Raw genomic sequence first — 24906 nt, 5'->3', positions numbered from 1 at the left:
CCACCGGGAATTCAGGAAGCTGCTCGCCAACAACTTGTGACGACTTTAGTTATGTGTCATCGGAAAGAATTTTGGTTTACAGTCTACTAGAAGGCCGCAACGGCATTCGGGTGTGTCCGCGGCAGGCGGCGGTGAGCTCGTCGGGCAGGCCGCGGCGGGATTCCTTGAGATGGGCGGGGTCGGTGAGCAGCAGCCGAGTCAGCCGACGCGGGGACAACGCCGGGCGGTCACCCTCGGCGCGGCCCTGGGCGATGTGGCGGTAGAGGACCGTCAGCCGGAGAGCCTGTCGAGGTGGCTGCCGTCGGGGTCGACGGCGCGGACGATGCGGCGCCCGATGTCGCCCAGCTGCCGTTGCTGCGCGCGGGTGAGGGGATCGAAGACCAGGGCGCGGACCGCGTCGACGTGCCCGGGGGCGGTCGCGACGATTTTCTCCCAGCCCGCATCCGTGAGGATCGCCAGGGTGTAGCGGCCGTCGGTGGGATCCGGCGTGCGGCGCACCCAGCCCGCCTTCTCCATCCGCCCGACCACGTGGGAGAGCCGGGAGAGCGATCCGTTGGCGAATACGGCCAGGGTGCTCATCCGCAGGGTGCGCTCGGGCGCCCCGGACAGCCCCACCAGCACCTKGTACTCGAAGTGACTGAGCCCGGCGTCACGCTGGAGCTGGTCGTCGAGCGCCGCCGGAAGCCTGATCAGCACGCTGACCAGGGCCAGCCAGGTCTGCATCTCCTCGTCGGTCAGCCAGCGCGGCTGCTGCGCGTCCACGCCCTCAGCCTAGCTTGAAGTATCAACCGAGCCAAGGCCGTTGACAACTTGACAGGTCAAGTGATCACGCCTAGGTTGAAATTGAAGCTTCAACTCACGGGCTGGGTGTCCGAGGCTGCGAGTTTGGCCGCGACGCTCACCCACCGGGGTCGTCAACGATCCCGATCCCCCAGGGAGCACACATGCGCGCACTGAACGTCCCGGCCGCGGGCGAGCAGCCCCGGCTGTCCGACCTGCCTGTCCCCGGGCCCGTAGAGGGCACCGTGCTGGTCCGCGTGAAGGCGGTCGGTCTCAACGCCATCGACAACGCCCTGGCCGCCGGAATGATGGCCGAGATGCTGCCGCACGCCTACCCGCTGGTCCTCGGTCGTGACGCCGCCGGCGTCGTCGAGGCTGTCGGAGCCGGCGTCGACCACGTCGCCGTCGGCGACGAGGTGATCGGCCACATGCTGCTGGCCCCACCGATTCAGGCCGGCACCCTCGCCGAGTACGCACTGCTGCCCGCCGCCGCCGTCACCCGCAAGCCCGCCGGCCTCGACTTCACCACCGCCGCGGCGCTTCCGCTCGCCGCAGCCGCCGCCAAGACGGCCGTCGACGCCGTCGAGCCTGAGCCGGGTCAGACCGTTCTCGTCGTCGGGGCCGGCGGCGGCGTGGGTTCCTACGCCGTCCAGCTGCTCGCCGCACGCGGCGTCACCGTCGTGGCCACCGGCACCGCCGCCGACGCCGGCCGGCTCACCGCGCTGGGCGCGGCCACCGTCGTCGACTACACCGCCGGCCCGGTCGCCGAGCAGGTGCGCGCCGCCTACCCCGACGGCGTCGACGCCCTGATCGACCTCGTCGCCTACACCCCTGACAGTGCGCCTCTGGACGTGGTCCGCAAGGGCGGCAAGGTCGCCAGCACCCTGGGCGCCGCCGACGAACAGGCCCTCGCCGCCGCCGGCCTGACCGGCACCAGCGTCATGGCCGCCCCCGTCCGCGAGCTCATCGCGGAGCTTGCCGCCCTGGCCGCCGCCGGCACTCTGAAGGTCGACATCACCACCGTCCTGCCCCTCGAGAAGGCCACCGACGGGCTGGCCACTCTCGCCAGCGGTACCGCCCGCGGAAAGATCGTCGTCGAGATCGGCGACTGACAGGACGCGCCCCATAACCACTGACGGGAACACCCGCGGAGACACACCGAACCGTAGGTGACCAACATGTACGGCAGAGACAGGAGATAAGACGGGTGTCTTCTTCGAGCAGCACCAGGACCGCGCCGGAACCCTTGACCGCCCTCAGGTTCTCTGGCGTGGGCGACACCGCAGCGGTTTCGCGTGGCACTGACATCGGGCTGCTGCTCCTACGCCTCGGGCTCGGGCTGACCATGGCGGCGCATGGCAGCCAGAAGCTGTTCGGCTGGTTCGGTGGTGGCGGTCTCGACGGCACTGGCCAGTTCTTCGGTATGTCCGGCTATCCCGCGAGCAGGGCTATGGCGGTCATTGCGGGACTCAGCGAGACCCTCGGTGGACTCGGTCTCGTCTTCGGCGTACTCACTCCACTGGCCGCCGCCGCGATCGTCGGAACTATGATCAACGCGGTGGCTGTGAAATGGGACGGTGGCTTCTTCGCTCCGCAGGGAATCGAGTACGAGCTGTTCCTCGCCGTCGCCGGTGCCGCTGTCGCCCTGACCGGCGCCGGTGCCTACGCGGCAGACCGCTTCCTGCCCGTCCTGCGCTCCCACCGGCTTGTCCACGGCGTCGCCGCCCTGGTCCTGGCAGTGCTCACCGCCCTGACTGTCCTACTGATCCGCGGGTAACCCCGCGCAGACCGACACCCTTGTTCGCCCCGGGGGAAGAACGTCTGCTATTCCCGATCGCCCCCCAGGTCCAGGACCTGGGGGGCGACCACATCAACAATCACCGTGCCATACACCGGCCGCGGGGTCCGGCGGCACCGCACCCGACGTAGCTACGCGTTCGCGGGCCCCGCTGCCGGAAAACCCGCGCTCACATTCGGCTGCGGCAAGTGAAGAGGCTCTGGAGGGCCCCGGCCGGGGACCACGTCGAGAGGAACGGCTGTGCAGATCAAGGAGCTGGGACACATCGTGCTGTACGTGCGCGACCTGGACCGTTCGGCCCACTTCTACCGCGACATCCTCGGATGGCGCCCGGCCTACTCCGGCGACGAGCCCCTGCGCTACCGCGGGATGGCGTTCAACGCTGGCGGGCGTACCCACCACGAGCTGCTACTCCTCGAGGTCGGCCGGTCCGCGGCCCCGCTGCAGCGTGGTCGTCACGTCGGCCTTTACCACTTCGGGCTGAAGGTCGGCGACAACGACGACGAACTGCGCGAGGTTCTCGCGACCCTGGTAGCCAACGGCGTCCCCATCCGCGGCGCCACCGACCACGGGTTCACGCACAGCCTGTACATCTTCGACCCCGACGGCAACGAGATCGAACTGTTCGTCGACGTACCCAGCGTCGACTGGGACGACCCCGCGCACTGGACCGACCCGACCGCCCGACCGCTGCGCCTATGACACCACACGGCCTGCCGGACCCCTCTGCACCCAGGGTCACCGCAAAGTCGTGTTCCTGCTGGTCACGAGGATGATTGCTTGGTCGGGACAGCGGGCTGCCTGTCCCTCTGTGGTCTGATCAACGAATACGAACGAGCCACAACGGCGCGGCTGATCTTACGGACATAGTGCCCGTCGGCGACGAGAAAACCCGCGAGGCACAGAGCAGACGCACGGACACAGCCGACCATCACGCCGCCGGCCCCGCGTCGTCGCATCGCCCCAGGTCACAGGCCCAGGCCGACTTCTGCGACCCCACAGGTGCAGTGGGACAGCTGGTGCGGTCAAGCTGCCCGACGGCAGCGATAATTGACACTTGTCGCTTTGTGGATGGATGTCTATTATCGATTCGTGCACCCCGAGCCGCCGCAGGTACCCCGCCCCCTCGACCGGAGGGTGCAGCGCTCACGCGCGGCTCTGTTCTCGGCCGCGGTGCGCCTGGTGTCCGAGCGCGGCACGGCGGCCATCCCGGTCACCGACCTCGCCGCGGTGGCGGACGTGAGCCGGCAAGTGATCTACGTACAGTTCGGTGATCGCGAGTCGCTTCTGGTGGAGGCCGCGATCGACCTGGTCAGGCGGGAACTCTTTCCGCAGCTCGAGGGCGGCACCGAGGCCGGGCGGCGGCGGGCACTGGCAACGGCGCGGCACTTCGCCCACCACCGGTCGTTCTACCGCGCGATGCTGACCGGCTCGTGCGCGTTCGCCATGACCAGGGCACTGAACGGTGTGCTCGGCTCACTCCAACGGCCGGTCATGCGGATGTTGTTCGGCGAGCTGGACCAGGACACGGTGGAGGACCTGACGGCGTTTTTCTCGGGCGGGATGGCAGCGGTCATCAACGACTGGTTGATCGACGGCGAGGACCCGCTCGATCCCGAGGAGTTCACGGACCGCCTGCTCCGCCTCATGTCGGTCGTCACCGCTGGCCAGCACCTCCGAGCGGACGGAGGTCACGTTTGATGACCCGGGCAGCAGTGTCCTCCATAGAAACGATTGGGGTTGGAGAACGTGGCCAGAAAGCGCAAGTTCTCAACGGATAGGCATGTCTCGGCGTTCGTCTGTTTCCTAGCCGTCGCCGTATTCGGGTCGGCATGTTCCGACGGGTCGGGGCCGACGCCGAACACGGCGACGGAGACGACTCCGACAGCACCGCCGCGACCCGCGGGACCGGCTGCCGAATTACACGAGCTCAGCGGCGGCAATGGTGTTGGCCTGGGTTCCCCGACGAAGGTCGACCTGGCCGGCACCGGGTACGTCGAGACCGAGTACGCCGCGTCGGGGACGGCAACGTCGTACGACCCGCAGGGTGCGCTCGGTGCCGACGGGCGCTGGACATTCCAACCCGGCACTACCGCCCCGTACACCACCCGGGTGCTCGTACGGCGACCAGCCGCGGACAAGTTCAGCGGCACTGTCGTCGTGGAGTGGCTCAACGTCAGCTCCGGGACCGACTCCGACGTCGTGTGGTCGAGCACGCACGAGGAGCTGATGCGGCAGGGCGACGCGTGGGTCGGTGTCTCGGCGCAGCGCATCGGCGTCATGGGCGGCCCCGCGCTCACCCCGACCGACGGCGGTAGCGCCACCGCGGGCGGACTGGTCAATACCGACTCCGCACGGTACGGCTCGCTCAACCAACCCGGCGACGGGTACTCCTTCGACATCTTCACCCAAGCCGCGCGCGGGGTACGTGCCGGCGGCGTGGCGATGGGTGACCTGAAGCCGCAGCACGTGCTCGCGGCGGGACAGTCCCAGTCGGCGTACGCGCTCGTCACCTACCTCAACGGGGTGCAACCCCTCACGCGCGAGTTCGACGGCTTCCTCGTCCACAGCCGGGGCAGCGGCGGCCTTCCGCTCGTCGCGCCCGGTGAGCCCGCCAGCCTCGGCTCCGAGACGGCGACCTCACCTGTGATCATCCGGGCCGACACCGACGTGCCGGTGCTCGAGGTGCAAGCCGAGGGGGACCTACGCGCCCCGCTGAACTCCGTCGTCTCGCGCCAACCCGACAGCGGCCACTTCCGCCTCTGGGAGGTCGCCGGGGCCGCGCACGCTGACGCACACACAGTCGGGCCGTTCGCAGACGCACTCGGCTGCGGAGCGATCAATAATGCACCCATGCACGTCGTCGTTAAGGCGGCACTGCACGCCCTGGAGGAATGGGTAAGCGAGGGGACGCTGCCTGCCACGGCACCGCGGCTCGAGGTCACCCAGAACAGCCCGCCGCAGGTCGCCCGCGACGCCGACGGCATCGCCCGGGGCGGCGTGCGGACCCCACCCGTAGACGTACCGGTCGACGTCCTGTCGGGCACCCCCGGCCCGAACCCCTCCGTGATCTGCAGCCTGTTCGGTTCCACGACACCCTTGCCCGCCGAGCGTCTCACCGCGCTCTACTCGTCCAGTGACGCCTACCTACAGAAATACACCACCGCCGCGGACAGCACGATCAAAGCCGGATTCGTCCTGCCGGCAGACCGCGACGCGCTCCTCGCCTACGCGCAACCGACCCGCATCCAATAGATCCCTGGCATCGACGGGGCTGTTGCATTCGGGGAAGGCGTGGCGTGCCAGGCCCCRGTCGGACCCGGTGATCAGACAGCGAGGGCGAGTCGGTGAAGGCAGCCGATAGGCGGAGCCGGGGTTCGGTCTCGATAGCGAGTTCGTAATGTCCGCGGCGGATGTTCTGGACAGAGCGCGCCCGGTGCTGATCGTCTGGGCGGAGCGGAGGCGCATGATCAACCTTCGGGCCGCCAGCACGATCACCTCGGGTGGGAACCGGAAGCCGGTGAACTCCGAGACCGAGACCGGTGGACGGGCGGCACGTCGATGCACCATCCGATCATGTCGGATTCTCTACGTCGACAACGACCCCATCGTCCTGGTGCATGCCCGAGCGCTACTCACCAGCACCCCCGAGGGTCGGACCGCGTATCTCGACGCCGACTTCCGCGACCCGGAGACGATCCTGGAGTCCGACCAGCTGCGGGAAACACTCGATCTGAGCCAGYCGGTCGCGGTCAGCCTGATCGCGATCGTGCACTTCATCGTCGACGACACCGTCGTCAAGGACCTCATCGATCGGATCATGCGTCCGCTGCCGGCGGGCAGCATCCTGGCGCTGTCCACCTGCACGGCCGACAGCGCGCCCGAGGAGGTTCGAGCGGGGTGGCCGCGTACAACGGAGTCGAGGTTCCTCTGGAGTCGCGGGTGCGCGGTCCTGCGCTTGATCATGTGGCAAGGGATCGCTCGAACCACGCCCTTTGAGACCGGCGTCGGATGTCCAAGATGCCAGCGCAGATTTCAGTTTTTCAGGAGCGGACCGCCGGCGGCGGCTTGCCGGTACGCGCCGGAGGCAGGGCCGGCCGGGCGGCTGATGCCGTCGTAGCATCGCTGGCAGCGCGACCGGCATCAGCAGCACCGGCAGCAGCCGTACTGGCCGCAGGGCTGCGGTCCTGTTGGGTCCCGACATCGGCCGTCCACGGGTCGCTGCGCCATGCCCCGTCGAGGTCGTCTGTCGAGGGGGGCGTGCTGGCTGCTATCGGGTCGAGGTCGTGGGCCCGTCCACGTAGCTGCTCTCTGACTGAGATGCGCCATAGCCGCATCCGGGCATGGACCTCAGGCCGGGTCAGCTGGACCGCCGTGACGACCAGACCGCCGCCGATCAGGCCGTCCAGCCAGTAGTGGTTCGCCGTTATCACAACAACGGCGATGGTGATCAGTGGATGCAGGATAATCAGCCATCGTGCCCGTGACCGCAGGATGGTCACCACGCCCCAGGCGACCAGGATCGACCATCCGACGTGCAGACTGGGCATGGCGGCGTACTGGTTGGCTACGGTGTCACCCGCGGTGTAGGCGGACGGGCCGAAGACCGTTCCGGTGTCCACGAAGGTCACGTCCGGCAGTGTCTGCGGGAGGAACCGGGGTGGTGCCAGCGGATAGAGGATKTGGATGACCAGGGCGACCCCGGTCGAGGCGAGGATGACCGTCCGCACCCGTGGCCACGCGTTGCGGTGTCGTACCAGGACCCAGGCGAGGAAGGCGGTCGACGCCGGGAAGTGGACGCCGGTGTAGACGCGGTTCGCCAGCTCCAGGAGTTGGGTCGAGTGCAGTGCGAGCTGTTGGATCGCGGACTCGTTGGGGAGATACAGCAGTCGTTCGAGGTTCCAAACATCCCGGGCGTTCGCCAGGGCCTGCGRTTCCCGGCCGACGGCCAGATGCCGGCCCATCCGATAGAGCATGTAGAGCAGGTCAAGGAGGAGCACTTGGCCGGCGATGGACAGGGCCGTCGAGGTCAGGCGGCCGATCCGTGATCTGTGCCACCACGAGTCCCGTGGGGGCGGCGCGACGTTGCGGGATGCGGACGTCGCCTTGCCGTGTGCATGAAATGACATGCTTACCATGAACGACCCCGGCGCATTTCACACTCTTCTGCCGACATGCCCCTTCAACCCCCTGCTCGTGCCGGCCGATCGGCACGTTAGGCAAGCACCCAGAAATTATGACGCCGCTCTCATCGCGCAGAACCAGCCGCGCTCTACACATTGCTTGTCATCCCCGTCGCGTTACGCCACCGACTGGAAGCGCGCGCGGCACGCGGAGGGCGAGGATGATATGACCCGCCAAATTTCTGGCACCGCGCCAAGGAAGACTGATGAACGACGGAGTCCCCGGTCGGTGTGCTGGACGCGCTGCAGGCGGCCAGCGACGCGGCGGCCGCGGTGACGAAGGCGAGTTGTCTGGCCATGCCTCTTCCTCTCGTACGCCTGTCTGCCTGCCGAGGGAGGATGTCGCTGACCGATCTGGCGGGGGTGGCTGCGGCCAGGTCGCCTTCTGAACGATCTGGTGATGGGTAGGTATCTCGATGTCTCCGTAGGTACCGCGCCAGCCTGTCCGACCAGGCCAGTCCCGTCGTCGTCCACGTGCCGACAATCCCAGCTACGGAGAATGCAGTACACGCCGCCCGCCTTACTCCCAGAGAATGACACGGCGTTTTCGATCAGTAGGTATTCGCGCATGGCGGCGAGCGGTCCTCCGGAGCCGATCATGTCGGCGGGAGCGTTCTGGGGTTAACGAGCCGAGGCGGATCGGGGTCACCGGACGATCCGGGCGGCGTAGTGTGCCGCCCCTACGCAGGAAGGCGGCGTCGACGCCGCAGGCGCGGACCCGCATCAGCACGTCACGGCGCCCGGGAACGGTGCCAACCCACCTTGTGACGGGTCTATGTGCGCCGTGGCCCGGAGGAGACGGGGTGTCGACGTATCAGGCTCGGGCAGCAGCCGTGTCCCTGGACGGGAGGGCGTGAGGTCAGTTCCCGCTGTTGTCCGCCGGCGGGCACTGGCGCGTTCGTGCCTCCGCCTCGGGGAGGACGACGTCCTTGGCTGTAGCGGTCAGCGACAGGCCTGACGCGTCGGTTGACGCTTCGACGATGCTGAGGTCGAACGGCAGGCCTCCGACTGGGATCGGGACCGAGGGGAGCAGCTCCCCCACGCCACCGGGCACGGGGATGCTGAAGTTGAGTCCCCCGCGCAGGGAGACTTCGGAGGGGACCAGGGTGAGTTCGTTGTCCCGCACCTCGAAGGTGGTGACACCGCCGATCTCCTGGGCGCCGAGCATCGGCACGTCGGCCGTGCCGGAGACCTCGACCTGCTCTCCGCCGTCCACCGGGTTGATCTGGATCTTGCCGGGCTGGTCGGCCAGAAACGTGTTCACATCGTCGTAGTCGAGACGGACCGTTGCTTCAACATCGTCGACCGGAACCTCACCAACGCTGTTGGTGAGGATTTTCTTGACTGGAATGTGAAGTCCTTTGAGGTGCGCTTCGACCGACGAGATGCGGGGGCCGGGTGTTGAAATTCCCTCGACGCTCACTCCGATGTTCTCGAACGTGCCGAACATGATCTGGGTGAGAAACGGGAATCCGCCGATGCTGACATTGCTCACGGTCGGTGGGATGACATCGCAGGCGAGGCTTTCGGTCACGCTCGCCTCGATCTGTTTGGCCATCTGGTCCTCGGCGGCCGAGACCGCGAACCGGTCACCCGCCACGAGCACCACGAGCTGGACCACCGCGCCGATCGCGAGGATCCGTCGGCGTCGTCGCCACCGGCGGCGCTTCGGGGAGACCGATCCGTCTCCGGGGCCGACGGCAGGCGGGTGACCGCCTGGACCCGCGGGGGTGGCACTGTCCCCCGCGTCCGGATGTGCCTGCCGGTAGTGGTCGTCGCCGGTCTGCGTACCGATGCGACTCCCGGTGGGTGGGTGGGTTCCGCTGTCGGCCCAGGCCGCGTGAGCGGGTTGGGGATCGGCGGATGGGATGGACTGGATCCGCTCCCTCCACAGGGCCTCTGGCCCGGCTGGCATGCTCGGGGTCGGGACACTCCTGCCGATCCCGGCTCTGCCGATCATTTCCGTTGTCCTGCCGGGCGGCGGGGTGGCCTCCGGCGCGTCTTGCGCGCTTCCTGCCGGGGAACGCACTGGTCGACCCGGGCGGAAGGCGTCGGCGGGTGGCGGCGGTCCAGTCGGCCGATGAGGGGCCTGCTGTGGCGGGGCCGCTTGCTGGGACGGGCCGTGCAGGTCCCAGGTCGGCCGGTCGCCGTCCGGGCCAGGTCTCCGGCCCGGTGCCTGAACGGAGCCGTCGTGAGCGGTGTCCGCGGGTTTGTGTTCGTCGCCGTCGGGTGTGTGGTTCACCGAACATCTCCACTCCGCGCCGCGTCGAGTTCCTGTGCGCGGCATCGCCGTTCGCTGGTGGTGTGTCGCGCCCAACCCGGAGCCGGGTAACGGGACGCCGTTTCCTGGTCACGTTGGGGACCTCGACCACTGTGCACCGGAGTGGCCCGCTTCCGCGTCGGCCGGAGGCAGTCATTTTCGGCTACTGCAGGCTCAGTAGAAGCATGACGGGCCGGGTCGCGGGTACTGCGTTCTTCGTAGCCGGAAGTGCCGGCGTACGGACGACGACGGGACCCACCGGTTTCGCGCAGTCTTCTCGTGTACCCGAGAAGATGTGGAGATCTCCCCCGTGGCGACTTTTCTTTATCGGCTGGGCCGTCTGTCGTTCCGGCGGCGCCGATACGTTCTTCTGCTATGGGTGGGGGTGCTGGTCGCCGTCGGTTTCGGCGCGGCCAGGGCGCCCGCCGCCCCGGACGACGCGTTCTCCATGCCAGGTACCGAATCCCAGCGGGCGTTCGACCTCCTGGACGAACGTTTCCCCGGCACCGGAGCGGACGGGGCGGTCGCCCGCATCGTCTTCGTCGCCCCACCAGGCCAGACCCTGACCACACCCGAGAACCGCGCCGCTGTTGAACGGGTCGTCGCGGAGGCCACCGCCAGCCCGCAGGTCGCCAGCGCCGTGAACCCCTTCCAGGGCGGGGCCGTCAGCACGGACGCGGCRACCGCCTACGCCACGGTCTCCTACACGGCGATCAGCGACGATCTCACCGACGCCACCAAGGAAGCCCTGCGAACCGCGGTCACAGACGGCCAGGCGGCGGGCCTGACCATCGAGCTGGGCGGGGACGCGCTCACGACCCGACCGGGGGCGGGCGGGGTGACCGAGGCCGTCGGGATCGCGATCGCCGCACTCGTCCTGCTGATCACCTTCGGATCCCTGGCCGCGGCCGGGCTGCCGCTGCTGACCGCGATCGTCAGCGTCGGCGTCGGAATCGCCTCGATCATGGCCCTGGCCAGCGCCCTCGGCCTGTCCTCGACCACCAGCACCCTCGCGATGATGCTCGGGCTCGCCGTCGGCATCGACTACGCCGTGTTCATCGTCTCCCGTTACCGAGAGGAACGCGCCCGCGGGCTGGAACCCCAGGACGCCGCGGCGATCGCGACCGGCACCGCCGGGTCGTCGGTGGTGTTCGCCGGACTCACCGTCGTGATCGCCCTGGCCGGCCTGTTCATCGTCGGGGTCCCGACCCTGACGAAGATGGGCCTGGCCGCCGCGGGCACCGTCGGTATCGCCGTCGGAGTCGCGTTGACCCTGGTCCCGGCACTGCTCGGCTTCTTCCAACGCGCCGTGCTCCCCCGCGCCGCACGCAAGAGGACAACGAAGAAGACCGAGCGCCGCGGGCCCAACGCGGGCACCCGCTGGGCGAACCTGATCCTGCGCCGCCCGCTGCCCGTCCTCATCCTCTCCGTACTCGCGCTGGGGGCGATCGCCCTGCCCGTCCTGGACCTGCGCCTGGGCACGGCCGGCGACGAGGCGAAGCCCACCTCCACCACCGAGCGCCGCGCCTACGACGACCTCGCCGCGGGCTTCGGGCCGGGTTTCAACGGCCCGCTGACCATCGTCGTCGACGCGGCAGATTCCGCCGACGCGCAGGCGGCGGTCACCACGATCGCCCAGAGGATCGACGCAACGCCCGGTGTCGTCTCCGTCTCGGCCGCCCGGTTCAACACCGCGGGCGACACGGCGGTGTTCACCGCGGTGCCAGCCACCGGACCGAGCGAGGCAGCGACCAAGGACCTCGTCCACACCATCCGCGCGCAACGCGCCACGGTCACCGCCACCACCGGCGCGACGTTCCAGGTCACCGGCACCACCGCCGTGAACATCGACATCGCCCAGAAGGTCCAGGACGCGCTCGTCCCCTACCTCGCCATCGTGGTGGGCCTGGCGTTCCTGCTCCTGCTCGTGCTGTTCCGCTCGGTCCTCGTCCCACTCAAGGCCGCCCTCGGGTTCCTGCTCTCCGTCCTGGCTGCCCTCGGAGCGGTCGTCGCGGTCTTCCAATGGGGCTGGCTCGCCGGGCTCATCGGCCTCCACCAGACCGGACCCATCATGAGCATGATGCCGATCTTCATGGTCGGTATCGTCTTCGGCCTCGCCATGGACTACGAGGTCTTCCTCGTCGCCCGCATCCGCGAGGCCCACGTCCACGGCGAGAACGCCAGGGACGCGATCACCTCCGGGTTCGGGTACAGCGCCCGCGTGGTGGCGGCCGCCGCACTGATCATGATGGCGGTCTTCGCCGGCTTCATCGGCACCGCCGAACCGATCATCAAAATGATCGGGTTCGGCCTGGCCACCGCCGTCCTGCTCGACGCCTTCGTCGTCCGCATGACCATCGTCCCCGCCGTCCTCGCCCTTCTCGGGGAGAAGGCGTGGTGGATCCCGCGCCACCTCGACCGGGTCCTGCCCCACATCGACGTCGAGGGCGAGACGCTGAGCCGGCCAGCCGCTCCCGCGCCAGCCGCCGGCCGCGAGGAGCCCCTCACCCTGGAATCCGCGTCCGCCCGGTGAGCACCGCCCGTCCGAGGACCGCCCGCGCACAACACCGCGGTCCTCGGACGGGGCCCCGTACCGTGAACGCCACGGCCACAGCACCCGACAGGGAACCCGCTATGACGATCACCAGCCGGTGGCGGCACATCCAGGACCATCACCGGGGCACCGTGGTGATCGCGCTCCTGGCCTTCGTGGCCGCCGGCCCCGCCAGCAGACTCAACCCGCAGCTTGTCGCCCACGACAGCTCCCCGTACCCCGCGGTCCTGCTCGCCGCCATCGCCTGCACCGCCCTGCTCTGGCACGAACACCGGCCCCGCGCCACCGCCGTGGTGGCCATCGCCTGCACCGTGGTCCTGGCCGGCCTCGGCTACCTCCTCACCTCGCTGATGATCGCTCCCGCGATGGCCGCGTTCTACTTCCTGGCCGCGCACACCGACCGCAGAACCACCCTGAGCATCGTCCTCCCCGCCTGCGCTCTGGTGGTCACAACCGCACTGATCGCCGACCCCGACGGCTACCCCCTGGAACTCAAGACCATCGGCCCGACCGCCTGGCTCCTGATGGCCACATCGCTCGGCGGCGCGCGGCGGATCAAACAGGACTACCTCGACGCCGTCAAAGCCCGCGCCGAATACGCCGAACGGACCCGCGAGGCCGAAGCCCGCCGCCGGGTCGCCGACGAACGCACCCGCATCGCCCGCGAACTCCACGATGTCGTCGCCCACCACATCACCCTCGCCCACGCCCAGGCCGGCACCGCCGCACACCTCGTCCGCACCAACCCCGACCAGACGGAGCGGATCCTCACCAACCTCACCGCGACCACCTCCTCCGCCCTGCGCGACCTCAAGGCCACCGTCGGTCTCCTGCGGCAGAGCGACGACCCGGACGCCCCCCTGGAACCAGCCCCCTCACTCGCCCAGCTCCCCGAACTCGCCCACACGTTCACCGCCACCGGACTCACGGTCACCATCAACACCCGCGGCGAGCGGCCCCCGCTCTCCCCCGGCATCGACCTCACGGCATACCGGATCGCGCAGGAAGCGCTCACCAACGTGGCGAAACACGCCACCACCAACAGCGCATGCGTTGACATCACCTACGCTCCCAACAGCGTCACCCTAATGATCATTAATGGTGGTGGGGGGAAAAGCTCGGCCAATGGGGACCACAGGCCCGAGACGGTGAGGTCGATCCCATCCTCGAACAGTGGATTCGGCCTGATCAGCATGCGGGAACGCGCACTGTCCGTCGGCGGACATCTCGAGGCCGGACACCATCCCGAAGTCGGCTTCCACGTCACCGCCATCCTGCCACTACAACCCAGAAACCCCACGAAAACGGAAAACGATGACTATCCGAGTGCTCCTCGCCGACGACCAGACCCTCCTACGAGCGACCTTCCGGATTCTGATCGACTCGTGCGAGGACATGGAAGTCGTCGCTGAGGCCGCGGACGGCCACGAAGCCATCGCAGCGGCCCGTGAACACCACCCGGACGTCGTGCTCATGGACATCCGCATGCCCGGCACCGACGGACTCGCCGCCACCGCCACCATCTGCGGCGACGAAACACTCGCCGCCACGCACGTCCTCATCCTCACCACCTTCGAAATCGACGAATACGTCACCCAGGCACTTCACCTCGGAGCAAGCGGCTTCCTTGGTAAAGACGTCGGAGCGGACGAGCTCCTCACCGCCATCCGCACCATCGCCGGCGGCGACGCTCTCCTGTCCCCGGCAGCCACCCGCGCCCTCATCGCCCGGTTCCTCGCCGCCCCCGAACCCACAGCCACCGCTCGGGCAAACCCCGCAGTCCTCACGACGCTCACCGCCCGCGAACGAGAAGTCATGGTGCTGGTAGCCGAGGGCTACTCGAACCACGACATCGCCCGTCGCCTTGTCATCAGCCCACTGACCGCCCGCACGCACGTCCACCGGGCCATGGCGAAGCTCAACGCCCGCGACCGGGCGCAGCTGGTCGTCATCGCCTACCAGTCCGGCCTGCTACAAACCACCCCATCGAACTGACCGCCCCAGAACCTCACAGCCCGGTCGCGGTTCTCTGTACCACCGCACGCTCGATCGACGGGCCGCGCCCAGAGGCCCGCCTCGCGTCAGCCTTTCCCCGGCCACCCTCCTCCCAGCCTTCATGCCTATCTTCTCAATCATCGGTGCGGGTCGTCGCGGCGGCACTGCGTACCGTTCTCGGGCCGAGATTCTGGCATGTTCCCGGAAACCGATCTGCGTGGGCAGGGGTCAATACCAGGAACTCTGACATGCCGGCACGCACTCGCCCGCGACACGGCGAATCCGGTGCCCGGCTGGTGGTGTAGCCCGCTACACCACCAGCCGGGGAAGATGCCCCCTCGAACCCGCAAACGGATCGAGGCAGTATGACCGAATCTCACAGCCACTGAAAACTCGGAGTCGCCTGGCTGGCCGAGACCTATCCCGCCTGGACACGAACGCGCCGGTTAACAGCCATCGCACTCCTCCCCATCAGGAGTACTGGGTAGGAGGCCGGCGTACTGCGTTCGCAGTAGGCAGTTGTCGACAAACGCACGACGACTGACGATCCCTGTTCAGACAAACTGAAGAGGTGCCCGAGAACAGCCGCACAGAAGATGCTGTAACTGCTCCTCGCCGACCGAACGACCCGAGAAATGACGACCACCTGGCGGGCTGCAGTAGGCCGCCGGACGACAGAGGCCGTCATCCGGAAGTAGGGCGCGACTGATCAGCCCTGCCCCTTGTACGCGCCGGGCCCTGTGCAATGCGGGTGCACGGCCCGACCCACGCATCCAACCGAACCTGGCGCACCGGCCATCCATCGGTACGCCACCGTCCGATAGATACCAGAAGGCCGGGCCTCGCCCCCCGACCTGCAAACCTTGCCCCGAGCGTCGCCATTCCTGGCTCAAACCTAAGCGATCCCTGCCAGAAACGCGAGAAAACACAACACTCGATCCGGCATTCAGGTTCGACTCATCGTGACCCACGCCGGCTCGCCCGTTCCCTCGCAGCTGCGATCATCTGCCTGACACCGTCGGCACTGGAGCATCATTAACAACCGGCGGTTACCTTCCATGCCCGCAGGTCAGACATCAGAAGTGCCATCCGAGACGGAAGTGGGAGGCAATGATAAGAACTCAGCTACGCGCCGGGTTGGTCTGCACACTCGCGTGCGGCACTCTGATCACCGCGGTCGCCCTCAACCGCCACGACGGCGGTTCAGCTCCAGCAGCGGCAGCCGCAGCGCTTCCCGAGACGACAACGACGCCGGTTCCGACTCGGACAGCAACTGCAACTGCAGCGCCAGCTCCAGCTCAGGGGGCATACGTCGCCCTAGGCGACTCCTATACCGCCGGTCCCGGAATCCCCTCCCAGATCGGAGAACCCGACGGCTGCGATCGTTCGGACCGCAACTACCCGACGCTGATCGCCGAGAGTCTGGATCTTGATGAATCCGATTTCACGGATATGAGCTGTTCCGGGGCCACGATCGCGGACCTGTCCTCGCCCCAGTCCACCGGGGACGGAGTCAACCCCGCCCAGTTCTCGGCCCTTTCCGCCACAACGCGGCTGGTCACGATCGGCATCGGCGGCAACGACATCGGTTTCACCTCGGTGGTCAAGCAGTGCGTCCGGGCCGGCGTGCTCTACAACGCGCTCGCCGGCGGCACCTCGAACGACGCACCCTGCAAGAGGAAGTACGTCTCCGCCGGAACCGACGAGGTACACGAGAAGATCCAGGCCGCAGGGCAACAACTGTCCGTCGCGCTGGGCGAGATCACCCGTCGCGCGCCGCAGGCCGACGTGTACATCGTGGGATACCCGGCAATCCTTCCCACCGACGGCGTCGGTTGCGCACGCACCATGGGACTCACAACCGGCGACATCACCTACCTGCGCCAGAAGGAGCAGGAGCTCAACACCATGCTGCAACAGCAGGCAGAAGCCGCCGGCGCCGGATACATCGACACCTACACCCCTTCCCTCGACCGCGACGCCTGCGCGGCGAGAGACATCCGCTGGGTCGAGCCACTGATTCCCCTCAACCCCGCCGCCTCCGTCCACCCCAACGAACGCGGCGAACGCGGCATGGCCGACGCGATCCTCCAAAGCATGTCGCATCAGACGCCACCGACCCGATCRTGATCGCACACGCACACGCCCATGCCCATGCCCATCCCGCACGGTCTGGCTGACCGACCCCGTCGATCCGTCTCCGCTATCAGGTCCCCCATCGACCTCACCTGCCGCCGGACAAGGACTGGTGTCAGTTAGCGGGAAATGTGCCGGGCAACGCGTACCGCCTCCTCTACAGAGATGAATGCTTCGGAACCACCCTTGAACCTTCCCGGTTCAGGTGGAAATATGACATAGAAAAGAGGGCTGACGACATGGATTTCTATCAGAAAAGAAACGAAGGCGCTGCGGATATCCAGGCACCCACAGACTCTGGACGCCTCCGGCGTTCCCGGTCGAGCGGACGAATAGCATTCATCGCCATCGCCATCGCCGTGGTTTCACTAGCCGCTTGTGACACGACAAGCACGCCGGATGAGAACTCGGCTATGAATCCCTCGACCGGAATAACGTATGTATCGGCGAGCCCGGGAACTGATGCCGGAAACTCGGAAGGCACCGAAACATATATCAGAAGATTCCGCGAGGAATTTCCTCGACTGGCGCAGGGCAAAACCGACGCGCAGATTATCGGCGATGCTGAGGCCAGCTGCTCCGATATGGCTGCCAGCAGAAAAATCACCACCCCCTCGATGGGGGAGCGCTACGGTCTCGGCGAATCAACAGCCGACCAGTTCACACTCCACAACATTGCGCTGTTGGCCATGTCAACCGTGTGTGGAATCCGCTGACACGCATCGCATCACCGCCACCGACGAGGGCGGACCCCGAGTCACCTCTGCGATACGCGAATCCTCCCGCCGTCGGGCGGCCTAGCCGGAGAACTGTAGAGGGCCTGGATGCGTACGGCAGCAATGCGCACCGAGGACAGGAGAACGTTCCGCGACATCACTGAAACCCGGTTCCCCGACCGGCTCTGAGGGCCGTCACGAACTCGAGGAGGACGTGCTCGCTGCGCTCGCCCGGGTACGTGGTCGGTGAGGAGCACGCGGACAGTATGGAGGTCACAAGGGACACGACGTTCCAGACGGATCCTGGCCTGGAAAGGATCGAGTTCGTAGCCCCAGCCGACCGCACGCGCCTCCGTTACGGATCATCGGTCGATCTCGTCGCCTTTCTGGCCACGATGCACCTGGCCGAAGCGATCAGATCGTCCGTCGGTGACGTCGTCTACCTGATCGCCGATAGCCTGTCCGGTGCCAGCCATGGCTGACGTCATTGCCAACGGGATCCGCCTGAACGTCCAGCACCTCACGCCGACACGCGGGGCGGATCCCGACGCGCCGATCGTCGTCACGCTGCACGGCATGGTGATCGACAATCTGTCCAGCTTTTACTTCAGCCTCGGCACCTTTCTGGCGAACGCGGGCTGCGACGTCGTGTGCTACGACCTGCGCGGGCACGGGCGCAGCGATCAGACACCCGACGGGTACGACATGGCCAGCTCCCTCGCCGACCTGTCCGGGTTGCTGGTCGCACTCGGCATCGACCGGCCGGTACACATGGTCGGCAACAGCTACGGAGCGACACTGGCGTTGGCCTACAGCCTCGCCCACCCAGAGCAGGTGGCGAGTCTGACCCTGATCGAGCCCCCCTTCCTCATCGAAGGTCTCGGCGCGCAGATGGAACACTCGCTCAGCCGGGTGCTTACGGCGACCTCGCACGAGAAGGTCGAGCAGTGGCTGGCGAACGACGCCAGGCGCGCGGTCGCGCGGACTATATGCACCGCTCGATGGCTGCTGCGCGAGACCACGCTGAGGCGGGACATGCTCGCCGCTCCGTCGTTCGACCCCGCTCARCTGGCCGCGTTCACCGCGCCGGTGCTCGCCGTGTACGGCGCCAACTCGGACCTCATCGACCACGCCGCGAGCCTGTCATCGCTGATGMCCGACTGCACTCTGGCCGTCCTGCGTAACCATACCCACGCGGTGCTCCGCGAGGCCACCGGCTACCTACGCACACTGACGCACTGGTGGTTGTTCCACCGCGGAACAGCACCCATGCCGACCCACATCCCGCCGCCCGGCCCTGGCTTCGTCATGCCCGCCTGGGTGCGCGAGAAAGTACCGCCGCCGGACCTCAGGCGTCCAGCCCGTAACCCCGACGGTCGACTCCTGCAACGATCGCCGATGCTCTGCGAAACGTGCTCGACGATCCGACCTACCGGGAGGCCGCCGGGCGACTGCGACAGCGGACGCGCCGTCGCGCGAGCGGCGAGCGAGGGAACGCCGGAGCCCCTGCAGACGGCTGGAAGCGATAGATATTCACGCCGGCCCGGCCCCTATGCACGGGTACCGAGCAACCGCGGCGGTTCAGTGACAGCCAGGACTCACCCACCCGCCACACATCACCGGGTGCCGGCACCCAATGCATAAATCCCGAATCCGGGCCCGTCCCGCGCCCCTGCCACGTGTCTGCGCCGTCCCGATCTCTCCCCAGTATCTTGATCATGATGGCGGTACCGAGATCCAGAAAACGATCGCCGCCCTGCCGCGCCGACTCCACCCCGAGGACACTCCCAGATGTCGCCTCGGTATCAGCCTGGGAAGGTGCCGGCGCGGCCGAGCAGCGCCGGCACGTCGATCCCGAGCTGCTCGCCGATCCAGCGGCCGGTGGCCGCGAGCTCGCCGAGATCCACGCCGGTCGCGACGCCCATCCGGTCGAGCAGATAGACGAGATCCTCGGTGGCGATGTTGCCGGTGGCCGCCGGGGCGAACGGGCAGCCCCCGATGCCCCCGGCGCTGGCGTCGAGGGTCTCCACACCGGCGCTGACCGCGGCGACGGCGTTGGCGTAGCCGGTGTTGCGGGTGTTGTGGAAATGGCACCGCAGGGCGACGCCGGGGGCGACGTCACGGACGGCCGCCACCAGCTCGGTGACCTGCGTGGGCACCCCGACACCGATGGTGTCGGCCAGGGCGATCTCCGCGGGGCCCGACTCGACAACCCGGCGGGCCAGGTCCCGGACCCGGTCCGGGCTCACCTCGCCTTCGAACGGGCATCCGAACGCGGCCGAGAGCGTGACGGAGGGCCGGATACCGGCCTCGTGTGCCAGGCCCGCGATCTCCGACCAGGCACGCAGGCTCGCCTCGACCGTCATCCCCTGGTTGCGTTCGCTGAACGTCTCGGTGGCGAGGACGACCATGTTGACCTCGTCGACCCCCGCGCGGGCGGCGCGTTCGAATCCCCGCCGGTTCAGGACCAGGCCGATGTACGAGACCCCGCTGTCGCGGGGGACCTGTGCCATCACCTGTTCGGCGTCGGCCATCTGCGGGACGCGTTTCGGGTGCACGAACGCCGTCGCCTCGACCCGGCGCACGCCGCCGGCGACGGCGCGCTGGATCAGCGTCACCTTGGTCTCGGTCGGGAGCAGCGTCTTCTCGTTCTGCAGGCCGTCCCGCGGGCCTACCTCGCAGATCGTGATGGCCACGCGGTACTCCGTTCACGTGTTCGACTGGTGGTGGTCAGATGACGCCGTCGGCGACGAGCTGTTCGCGGTGGGCGGGGCTGATACCGAGCAGGTCGCCGTAGATCGACTCGTTGTGCTCGCCGAGCTCCGGGCCCAGCGAGCGGATCCCGCCCGGCGTGGCGGACAGCCGCGGCGCGACATTCTGCATGGGGAACTCACCGAGGCGGTCGTGCAGCAGGCGGACGACGGCCTTGCGGGCCTTGAAGTGCGCGTCGGTGACCATGTCGGCCGCCGTGTAGATCCGGCCGGCCGGGACGCCCGCCTCGTGCAGGCGGTCGAGGAGCTGGGCCGAGGGCTGGGTCGCGGTCCACTCGCCGATGATCTTGTCGAGCTCCTCCAGGTGCTCACCGCGTGCCTGGTGCGTCTGGAAGTGCGGGTTCGTCGCCAGGTCGGGGTTGCCCATGACATCGCAGAGGCGGATGAAGATGGTGTCCMGGTTCGCCGCTATCAGGATCTCCGCGCCGTCCGCGGCGGTGTAGACGTTGCTCGGCGCGACGCCGGGCAGGATGGATCCGGTGCGCTCCCGCCGGAAGTCGGCCAGCTCCCATTCCGGGACCAGAGCTTCCATCAGTGCCAGCACGGCCTCGTAGATGGCGGAGTCGACGATCTGACCGCGGCCGCTGCGCTCCCGGCTGAGCAGCGCCATGACCGTTCCGAGCGCGGCGAACGTGCCGGCCAGCGAGTCGCCGAGCGAGATGCCGGTGCGGCTCGGCGGGCGATCCGGATTCCCGGTCGTGTAGCGGATACCGCCCATCGCCTCCCCGATGGAGCCGAAGCCCGCCCGCTGCGAGTAGGGGCCGTCCTGCCCATATCCCGTGACCCGGACGAGGACGAGCCCCGGATTGATACTCGAGAGAGTGTCGTACCCGAGGTTCCACCGTTCCAGGGTGCCGGGGCGGAAGTTCTCCACGAGCACGTCCGCGTGCGCCGCGAGCTGTTTCACCAGCTCCTGACCGCGGGCGTCCCGCAGGTCGCAGGTGATGGACTTCTTGTTGCGGGCGATGATCGGCCAGGTGAGCGACAGCCCGCCCGGCGCCTGGCTACCCCAGTTACGCATCGGGTCGCCCCCGGCGGGGTCCTCTATCTTGATGATTTCCGCGCCGAAGTCGCCCAGCAGCTGCCCGCAGAACGGTCCGGCGATCAACGACCCGAGCTCGAGAACACGGCATCCCGCCAACGGCCCGTGCACTTCTCCGTTGTCCACTGGTCTCCTCAGATTGTTCGGGCCGCGGTGTCGGCTTCCCAGATCGCGTTGAAGATGCGCCGCGGAGCCTGCGCGTCGCCGACGAGGTGGATGTCGAGGCCGGCGCCGTCGAGCTCACGGGCGAGCAGGTCGTTGGCGGTGTTGCCGAGGATGAGCACGACACCGTCGACATCGGGCAGTTGGGAGGTCTCCCCGGTGAAGACGTCGGTGAGGGTGACGGTGTCCCCGTCGATGGCGTTCACTTCGACGTTCGGGGTGAAGGTGACGCCGGAGCGCCGCAGCTGCCCGAAGGCGAACGGAAGGTCGTGGCCGTCGGCGAAGGCGTGTCCGAGCTGGGGGTACTGGGAGACCACGTGCACCGCGTGGCGGCGCTGGCGCAGGTACTCGGCGGTGATGAACGCCTGGCGGTCTCCGGTGTCGTCGACGATCAGGATCCGGTTCGGCAGTTCGACGCTGCCGGTGAGGATCTCCACCGGGGTGTAGACGTTCCACTGGTCCGAACCCGGCAGCGCCGCGGCGTCCCGGGCCCACCGTTCGGGACGGCGGGCCGTCCAGCCATGGCGCAGCGGCGTGGACCCGGTGGCGACCACGACCGCCTCGTACCGGCCGACCAGGTCGTTGACCGTGACCCGGTGCTTGAGCTGGATGGCGACGTCGGTCCGGGCCAGCTGGGTGGTCAGCCAGTCGGTCACGCCGGTCCACTCCCGGTAGGACGGCGCCCGCGCGATCAGGTTGACCTGCCCGCCGAGAGTGTCGTCCTGCTCGAAGAGGGTGACCTGGTGGCCGAGCTCGGCGGCGGTCAGCGCGGCGCGCAGCCCGGCCGGGCCGCCGCCGACGACCGCGACCCGCCGTCGCCGGCGCTGCCGTGTCTCGTCCTGACGGAACTGCCGCTCCCGGCCGACCTGCGGATTGTGAATACAGGCCAGCGGCCCGCGGGCGAAGGAGGCGACGCACCAGTTCGCACCGACGCAGGGACGGATGTCGTCCGGGCGCCCCTGCTCGGCCTTGAMGGGCCACAGCGGGTCGGCGATGAGCTGACGGGCCATGCCGACGAACTGCGCCTTGCCGCTCGCGAGGATGTCCTCGGCCATCTCCGGGGTGGTGATCCGGCCGACGGCCACGACCGGCAGCGAGACCGCGCGGGTGATGTTGGCGGTGTCGGCGACCTCGTAGCCGGCCGGCCGGGCCGCCGAGGTGCCGTAGATCTGCATCCGGTCCAGGTAGGTGCCCTGCGTGGTGGAGATGTAGTCCAGGGCGCCCCAGCTCTCGATCTCCGTCGCGATGCGCACCCAGTCGGCGTTGTCGAGGCCGTTCTGCCCGGGGCCGTCGCTGCTGTTGAGCCGGATCCCGAGCACCCGGTCGGCCGGGACGACCTGGCGTACCTCCTCGACGATGCGACGGACGATGCGGATCCGCCCGTCGAACGAGCCGCCGTACTCGTCGGTGCGGTGGTTGGTGGCCGGGGACAGGAACTGGCCGAGCAGGTAGCCGTGCGCCAGCCCGTGGACCTCGACGCCGTCGACACCGCCCTCCATCGCGTGCCGCGCCGCCAGGACGTAGTGCGCGACCAGCTCGTCGATCTCCCGCCGGGTCACCTCGTGCGGGATCTCCCGGTACACCGTGTCGGGCACCGGGCTCGGCGCCCAGGTGGGCAGACGGCTGATGATGCCGTCGGTCTGCCGGCCGCGGTGCCACAACTGGGCCATCAGCAGCGTGCCGTGCGGCTGGACGGCGGCCGCGACCTTGCGGTAGCTGTCCACCACCGCGGCCTCGTAGGCCAGGATCACGCCGCGCCGTGGCCGGGTGGTCGGGTGGACCGCCATCGCCTCCATGGTGATCACGGCCACGCCGCCGCGGGCCCGCTCGGCGTAGTAGTCCGCGCTGGCGTCGGCGAAGGTGCCGTCGGTGGAGAACTCGGTGGCGTGCGCGGCGAGCCAGATGCGGTTGCGGGCCGTGCGCGGCCCCAGCGCGATCGGGGAGAACGTCACGGGGTACGCGCTCGAGGAAGATGCCGTCGGGTGGTCGTGGGGCATTCGTGCCTCCTGGCCCTCAGCAGCGGTGGCTTTCAACAGCGGGGGTCAGTGGTGGGCCAGGAGCTGCCCGAAGCCCTCCGCCTGGTCGTCGATGCCGTTGCTGCGCAGCGCATACCAGTAGGTCGCCGTGTTGACCGAGATCACCGGGAGATCCAGCCACTGTTCGGCCTCCGCGGCGATCCGGCCCATGCACATGTTCGCGCCGAACTGGACGATCGCCCGTGGCCGGTCGGCGGCGAGCCGCTTCAGTTCACGCCGCAGGGTCTCCCCCGAGGTGTGYGCGATCTGCACCGCCGTCGGAGAACGCAGGTGGACCGCGGTGTGCAGCTCGTAGCCACGGCTTTCCACGAAGGAACGCAGATGCGGCTCGGAGGACGGCTGATAGGGGGTGATCAGACTGATGGGCCCCTCGTCGACGCCGACCGCCCGCAGCGCGCTCGGGATCGCGTCTCCCGCGTGGATGAGCTGAAGATCCTCACCGAACTTGGCCCGCAGCCGATCCCGGATCGCCTCACCGGCCTTCGGGTCGCCGTAGACCGCTTCGATGGAGACTCCGAGCACCACGCACGCCGGGTCACAGGTCAGAACGGAGCCCACGGCGTCATCGACATTGCGGTCGATGTCCCGCACGAGCCCGTCGAAGTCCTCATCGTTGTTGACGACCCAGTCGGGGATATGGATACGCGCGATATGGTTGGTCACTCCGCGCGGCCGCATGTCGTCATACTCGGGCTGCACGACGGTGTTCACCGAGGGCGTGACCACGCCCAGTTTCAGTCTCCAGCCTAACGCGTCCGTCATCACAAGCTCCGTTCTGTCGGGTCCCGGCGAGTGGCGCGCGGCCACCGGCGCGGCCCGCCCTTAGTCCGGCGGGTGTGCTTCACGGGTTCTGCCCACTCGTCCCTGGCGCATCGCGACGCGCGCCCGAGCCGCCCGGAGACGCCGGGAGGCACCGAGGTGCACCCGAGGACGCCGGGCCGACGGCGCCGGACCGACGGCGCCGGACGTCCTTATTGCATACACTTTGACCGGAAGCACTGCAAGAGCCTTGCAACGAAACGGTCATCCGACCTATATTGCATACACCCTTCCTCCTGAGGCGGTGTTCGGATGGCCAACGCGGGCCCTCGACGGACAGGACCGCGGCGCCCTGGAGCGCGGCATCCCGGCCGCCGCCGCGCAGCCGGGGCCAACGAGACAGGCCGGGCCAACGAGGCTGGCGAGCCGAAGCCGGGCTGTCGACGGATGACGCAACGCCGCGCTCCGCACCGCGGGGCGGAGCTGACCGGCGAGGCGACCACCGGGGCCAGGCCTGACCAGCCGAGGTCGCCACGTACCAGAGGTCACCACGTACCAAATGATCAACGAGCGCGGTGGGCGTCCAGGCCGCCCCGCCCGCATCGCGAACCAGGCAGGTTGACGGCATCCGTGGCGGATTCGCGATTATTGCCGAAAGGACGAATATGCCGGTAAAAGTCTACGAGCGCATCCTCCAGTTGTTCGAAGCCGAGG

Annotated in this window: 20 protein-coding genes and 1 pseudogene; 13 read left to right on the top strand and 8 right to left on the bottom strand. The window is 68.3% G+C overall.

From position 1 onward, the window contains the following. Positions 1–270 precede the first annotated feature (270 nt). Positions 271–762 carry a MarR family winged helix-turn-helix transcriptional regulator gene (locus BBK14_RS32315; protein ID WP_116430202.1) on the bottom strand — a complete coding sequence of 164 codons (492 nt, stop codon included), beginning with the start codon at positions 760–762 and terminating at the stop codon, positions 271–273. Between the two features lie 182 nt (positions 763–944). On the opposite strand from BBK14_RS32315, the gene BBK14_RS32310 reads away from it, so the two are divergent. From BBK14_RS32310 to BBK14_RS32290, 5 genes are all read left to right on the top strand, one after another. Next, a complete protein-coding gene (locus BBK14_RS32310; RefSeq protein ID WP_071066939.1) occupies positions 945–1892 on the top strand; it encodes an NADP-dependent oxidoreductase in 948 nt (315 codons plus the stop codon). 158 nt (positions 1893–2050) lie between these two features. Then, positions 2051–2557: a DoxX family protein gene (locus tag BBK14_RS32305; protein ID WP_116430201.1), complete on the top strand. Its 507-nt coding sequence runs from the start codon at positions 2051–2053 to the stop codon at positions 2555–2557. A 261-nt stretch (positions 2558–2818) separates the two neighbouring features. Further along, positions 2819–3280 carry a VOC family protein gene (locus BBK14_RS32300; RefSeq protein ID WP_071066937.1) on the top strand — a complete coding sequence of 154 codons (462 nt, stop codon included), beginning with the start codon at positions 2819–2821 and terminating at the stop codon, positions 3278–3280. Between the two features lie 435 nt (positions 3281–3715). Then, positions 3716–4279, top strand: coding sequence for a TetR/AcrR family transcriptional regulator (locus BBK14_RS32295; RefSeq protein ID WP_241832026.1), 564 nt, complete (start codon positions 3716–3718; stop codon positions 4277–4279). Between the two features lie 48 nt (positions 4280–4327). Further along, positions 4328–5833 (top strand): alpha/beta hydrolase domain-containing protein, encoded by a 1506-nt coding sequence (locus BBK14_RS32290; protein ID WP_071066941.1) that lies wholly within the window; start codon positions 4328–4330, stop codon positions 5831–5833. Between the two features lie 88 nt (positions 5834–5921). On the opposite strand, the pseudogene BBK14_RS42555 reads toward BBK14_RS32290, so the two are convergent. Next, positions 5922–6049, bottom strand: a pseudogene (locus tag BBK14_RS42555) (IS6 family transposase); the annotation flags it as partial. Here BBK14_RS42555 and BBK14_RS41840 point away from each other — a divergent pair. Continuing rightward, complete coding sequence (locus BBK14_RS41840) at positions 6015–6698, top strand: SAM-dependent methyltransferase (protein ID WP_338045533.1); 684 nt, start codon at positions 6015–6017, stop codon at positions 6696–6698. The pseudogene BBK14_RS42555 and the gene BBK14_RS41840 overlap by 35 nt on opposite strands. On the opposite strand, the gene BBK14_RS32280 is transcribed toward BBK14_RS41840, so the two are convergent. Together BBK14_RS32280 and BBK14_RS32275 are read right to left on the bottom strand one after the other, a co-directional pair. Then, a complete protein-coding gene (locus tag BBK14_RS32280) occupies positions 6622–7716 on the bottom strand; it encodes a phosphatase PAP2 family protein (RefSeq protein ID WP_071066935.1) in 1095 nt (364 codons plus the stop codon). The two genes, BBK14_RS41840 and BBK14_RS32280, sit on opposite strands and share 77 nt — an antisense overlap. Positions 7717–8620: 904 nt before the next feature. Next, positions 8621–9370: an LmeA family phospholipid-binding protein gene (locus BBK14_RS32275; RefSeq protein ID WP_338045532.1), complete on the bottom strand. Its 750-nt coding sequence runs from the start codon at positions 9368–9370 to the stop codon at positions 8621–8623. Positions 9371–10331: 961 nt separating this feature from the next. Here BBK14_RS32275 and BBK14_RS32270 point away from each other — a divergent pair. From BBK14_RS32270 to BBK14_RS36300, 7 genes are all read left to right on the top strand, one after another. Continuing rightward, a complete protein-coding gene (locus BBK14_RS32270; protein WP_071066940.1) occupies positions 10332–12554 on the top strand; it encodes an MMPL family transporter in 2223 nt (740 codons plus the stop codon). 101 nt (positions 12555–12655) lie between these two features. Next, positions 12656–13987: a sensor histidine kinase gene (locus BBK14_RS32265; protein WP_071066933.1), complete on the top strand. Its 1332-nt coding sequence runs from the start codon at positions 12656–12658 to the stop codon at positions 13985–13987. Further along, positions 13890–14570 carry a response regulator transcription factor gene (locus tag BBK14_RS32260; RefSeq protein ID WP_071066932.1) on the top strand — a complete coding sequence of 227 codons (681 nt, stop codon included), beginning with the start codon at positions 13890–13892 and terminating at the stop codon, positions 14568–14570. The genes BBK14_RS32265 and BBK14_RS32260 overlap by 98 nt, the downstream gene beginning before the upstream one ends. A 1110-nt stretch (positions 14571–15680) precedes the next feature. After that, entirely contained in the window at positions 15681–16700 is a 1020-nt protein-coding gene (locus BBK14_RS32255; protein ID WP_071066931.1) for an SGNH/GDSL hydrolase family protein, read from the top strand. 137 nt (positions 16701–16837) lie between these two features. Then, positions 16838–17422 carry a hypothetical protein gene (locus tag BBK14_RS36305; RefSeq protein WP_241832025.1) on the top strand — a complete coding sequence of 195 codons (585 nt, stop codon included), beginning with the start codon at positions 16838–16840 and terminating at the stop codon, positions 17420–17422. 239 nt (positions 17423–17661) lie between these two features. Next, entirely contained in the window at positions 17662–17904 is a 243-nt protein-coding gene (locus tag BBK14_RS32250; protein WP_083391401.1) for a hypothetical protein, read from the top strand. Beyond that, entirely contained in the window at positions 17897–19066 is a 1170-nt protein-coding gene (locus BBK14_RS36300) for an alpha/beta fold hydrolase (protein ID WP_420849210.1), read from the top strand. The genes BBK14_RS32250 and BBK14_RS36300 overlap by 8 nt, the downstream gene beginning before the upstream one ends. Before the next feature lie 161 nt (positions 19067–19227). Here BBK14_RS36300 and BBK14_RS32235 read toward each other — a convergent pair whose 3' ends face one another. Genes BBK14_RS32235 through BBK14_RS32220 form a run of 4 tightly spaced genes read right to left on the bottom strand, consistent with a single transcriptional unit; the run spans position 19228 to position 24195 of the window. Continuing rightward, positions 19228–20118 carry a hydroxymethylglutaryl-CoA lyase gene (locus tag BBK14_RS32235; protein WP_071066929.1) on the bottom strand — a complete coding sequence of 297 codons (891 nt, stop codon included), beginning with the start codon at positions 20116–20118 and terminating at the stop codon, positions 19228–19230. Positions 20119–20152: 34 nt separating this feature from the next. After that, positions 20153–21361 (bottom strand): CaiB/BaiF CoA transferase family protein, encoded by a 1209-nt coding sequence (locus BBK14_RS32230; protein ID WP_071066928.1) that lies wholly within the window; start codon positions 21359–21361, stop codon positions 20153–20155. An 8-nt stretch (positions 21362–21369) separates the two neighbouring features. Then, on the bottom strand, positions 21370–23394 hold the full coding sequence (locus tag BBK14_RS32225; RefSeq protein ID WP_071066927.1) for an oxidoreductase: 2025 nt from the start codon (positions 23392–23394) through the stop codon (positions 21370–21372). A 45-nt stretch (positions 23395–23439) separates the two neighbouring features. Beyond that, positions 23440–24195 (bottom strand): maleate cis-trans isomerase family protein, encoded by a 756-nt coding sequence (locus tag BBK14_RS32220; protein ID WP_020461250.1) that lies wholly within the window; start codon positions 24193–24195, stop codon positions 23440–23442. Positions 24196–24906 lie beyond the last annotated feature (711 nt).

The sequence above is a fragment of the Parafrankia soli genome (assembly GCF_001854695.1).
GTDB lineage: Bacteria > Actinomycetota > Actinomycetes > Frankiales > Frankiaceae > Parafrankia > Parafrankia soli.
This window is presented reverse-complemented; position numbering and strand designations above follow the sequence as displayed.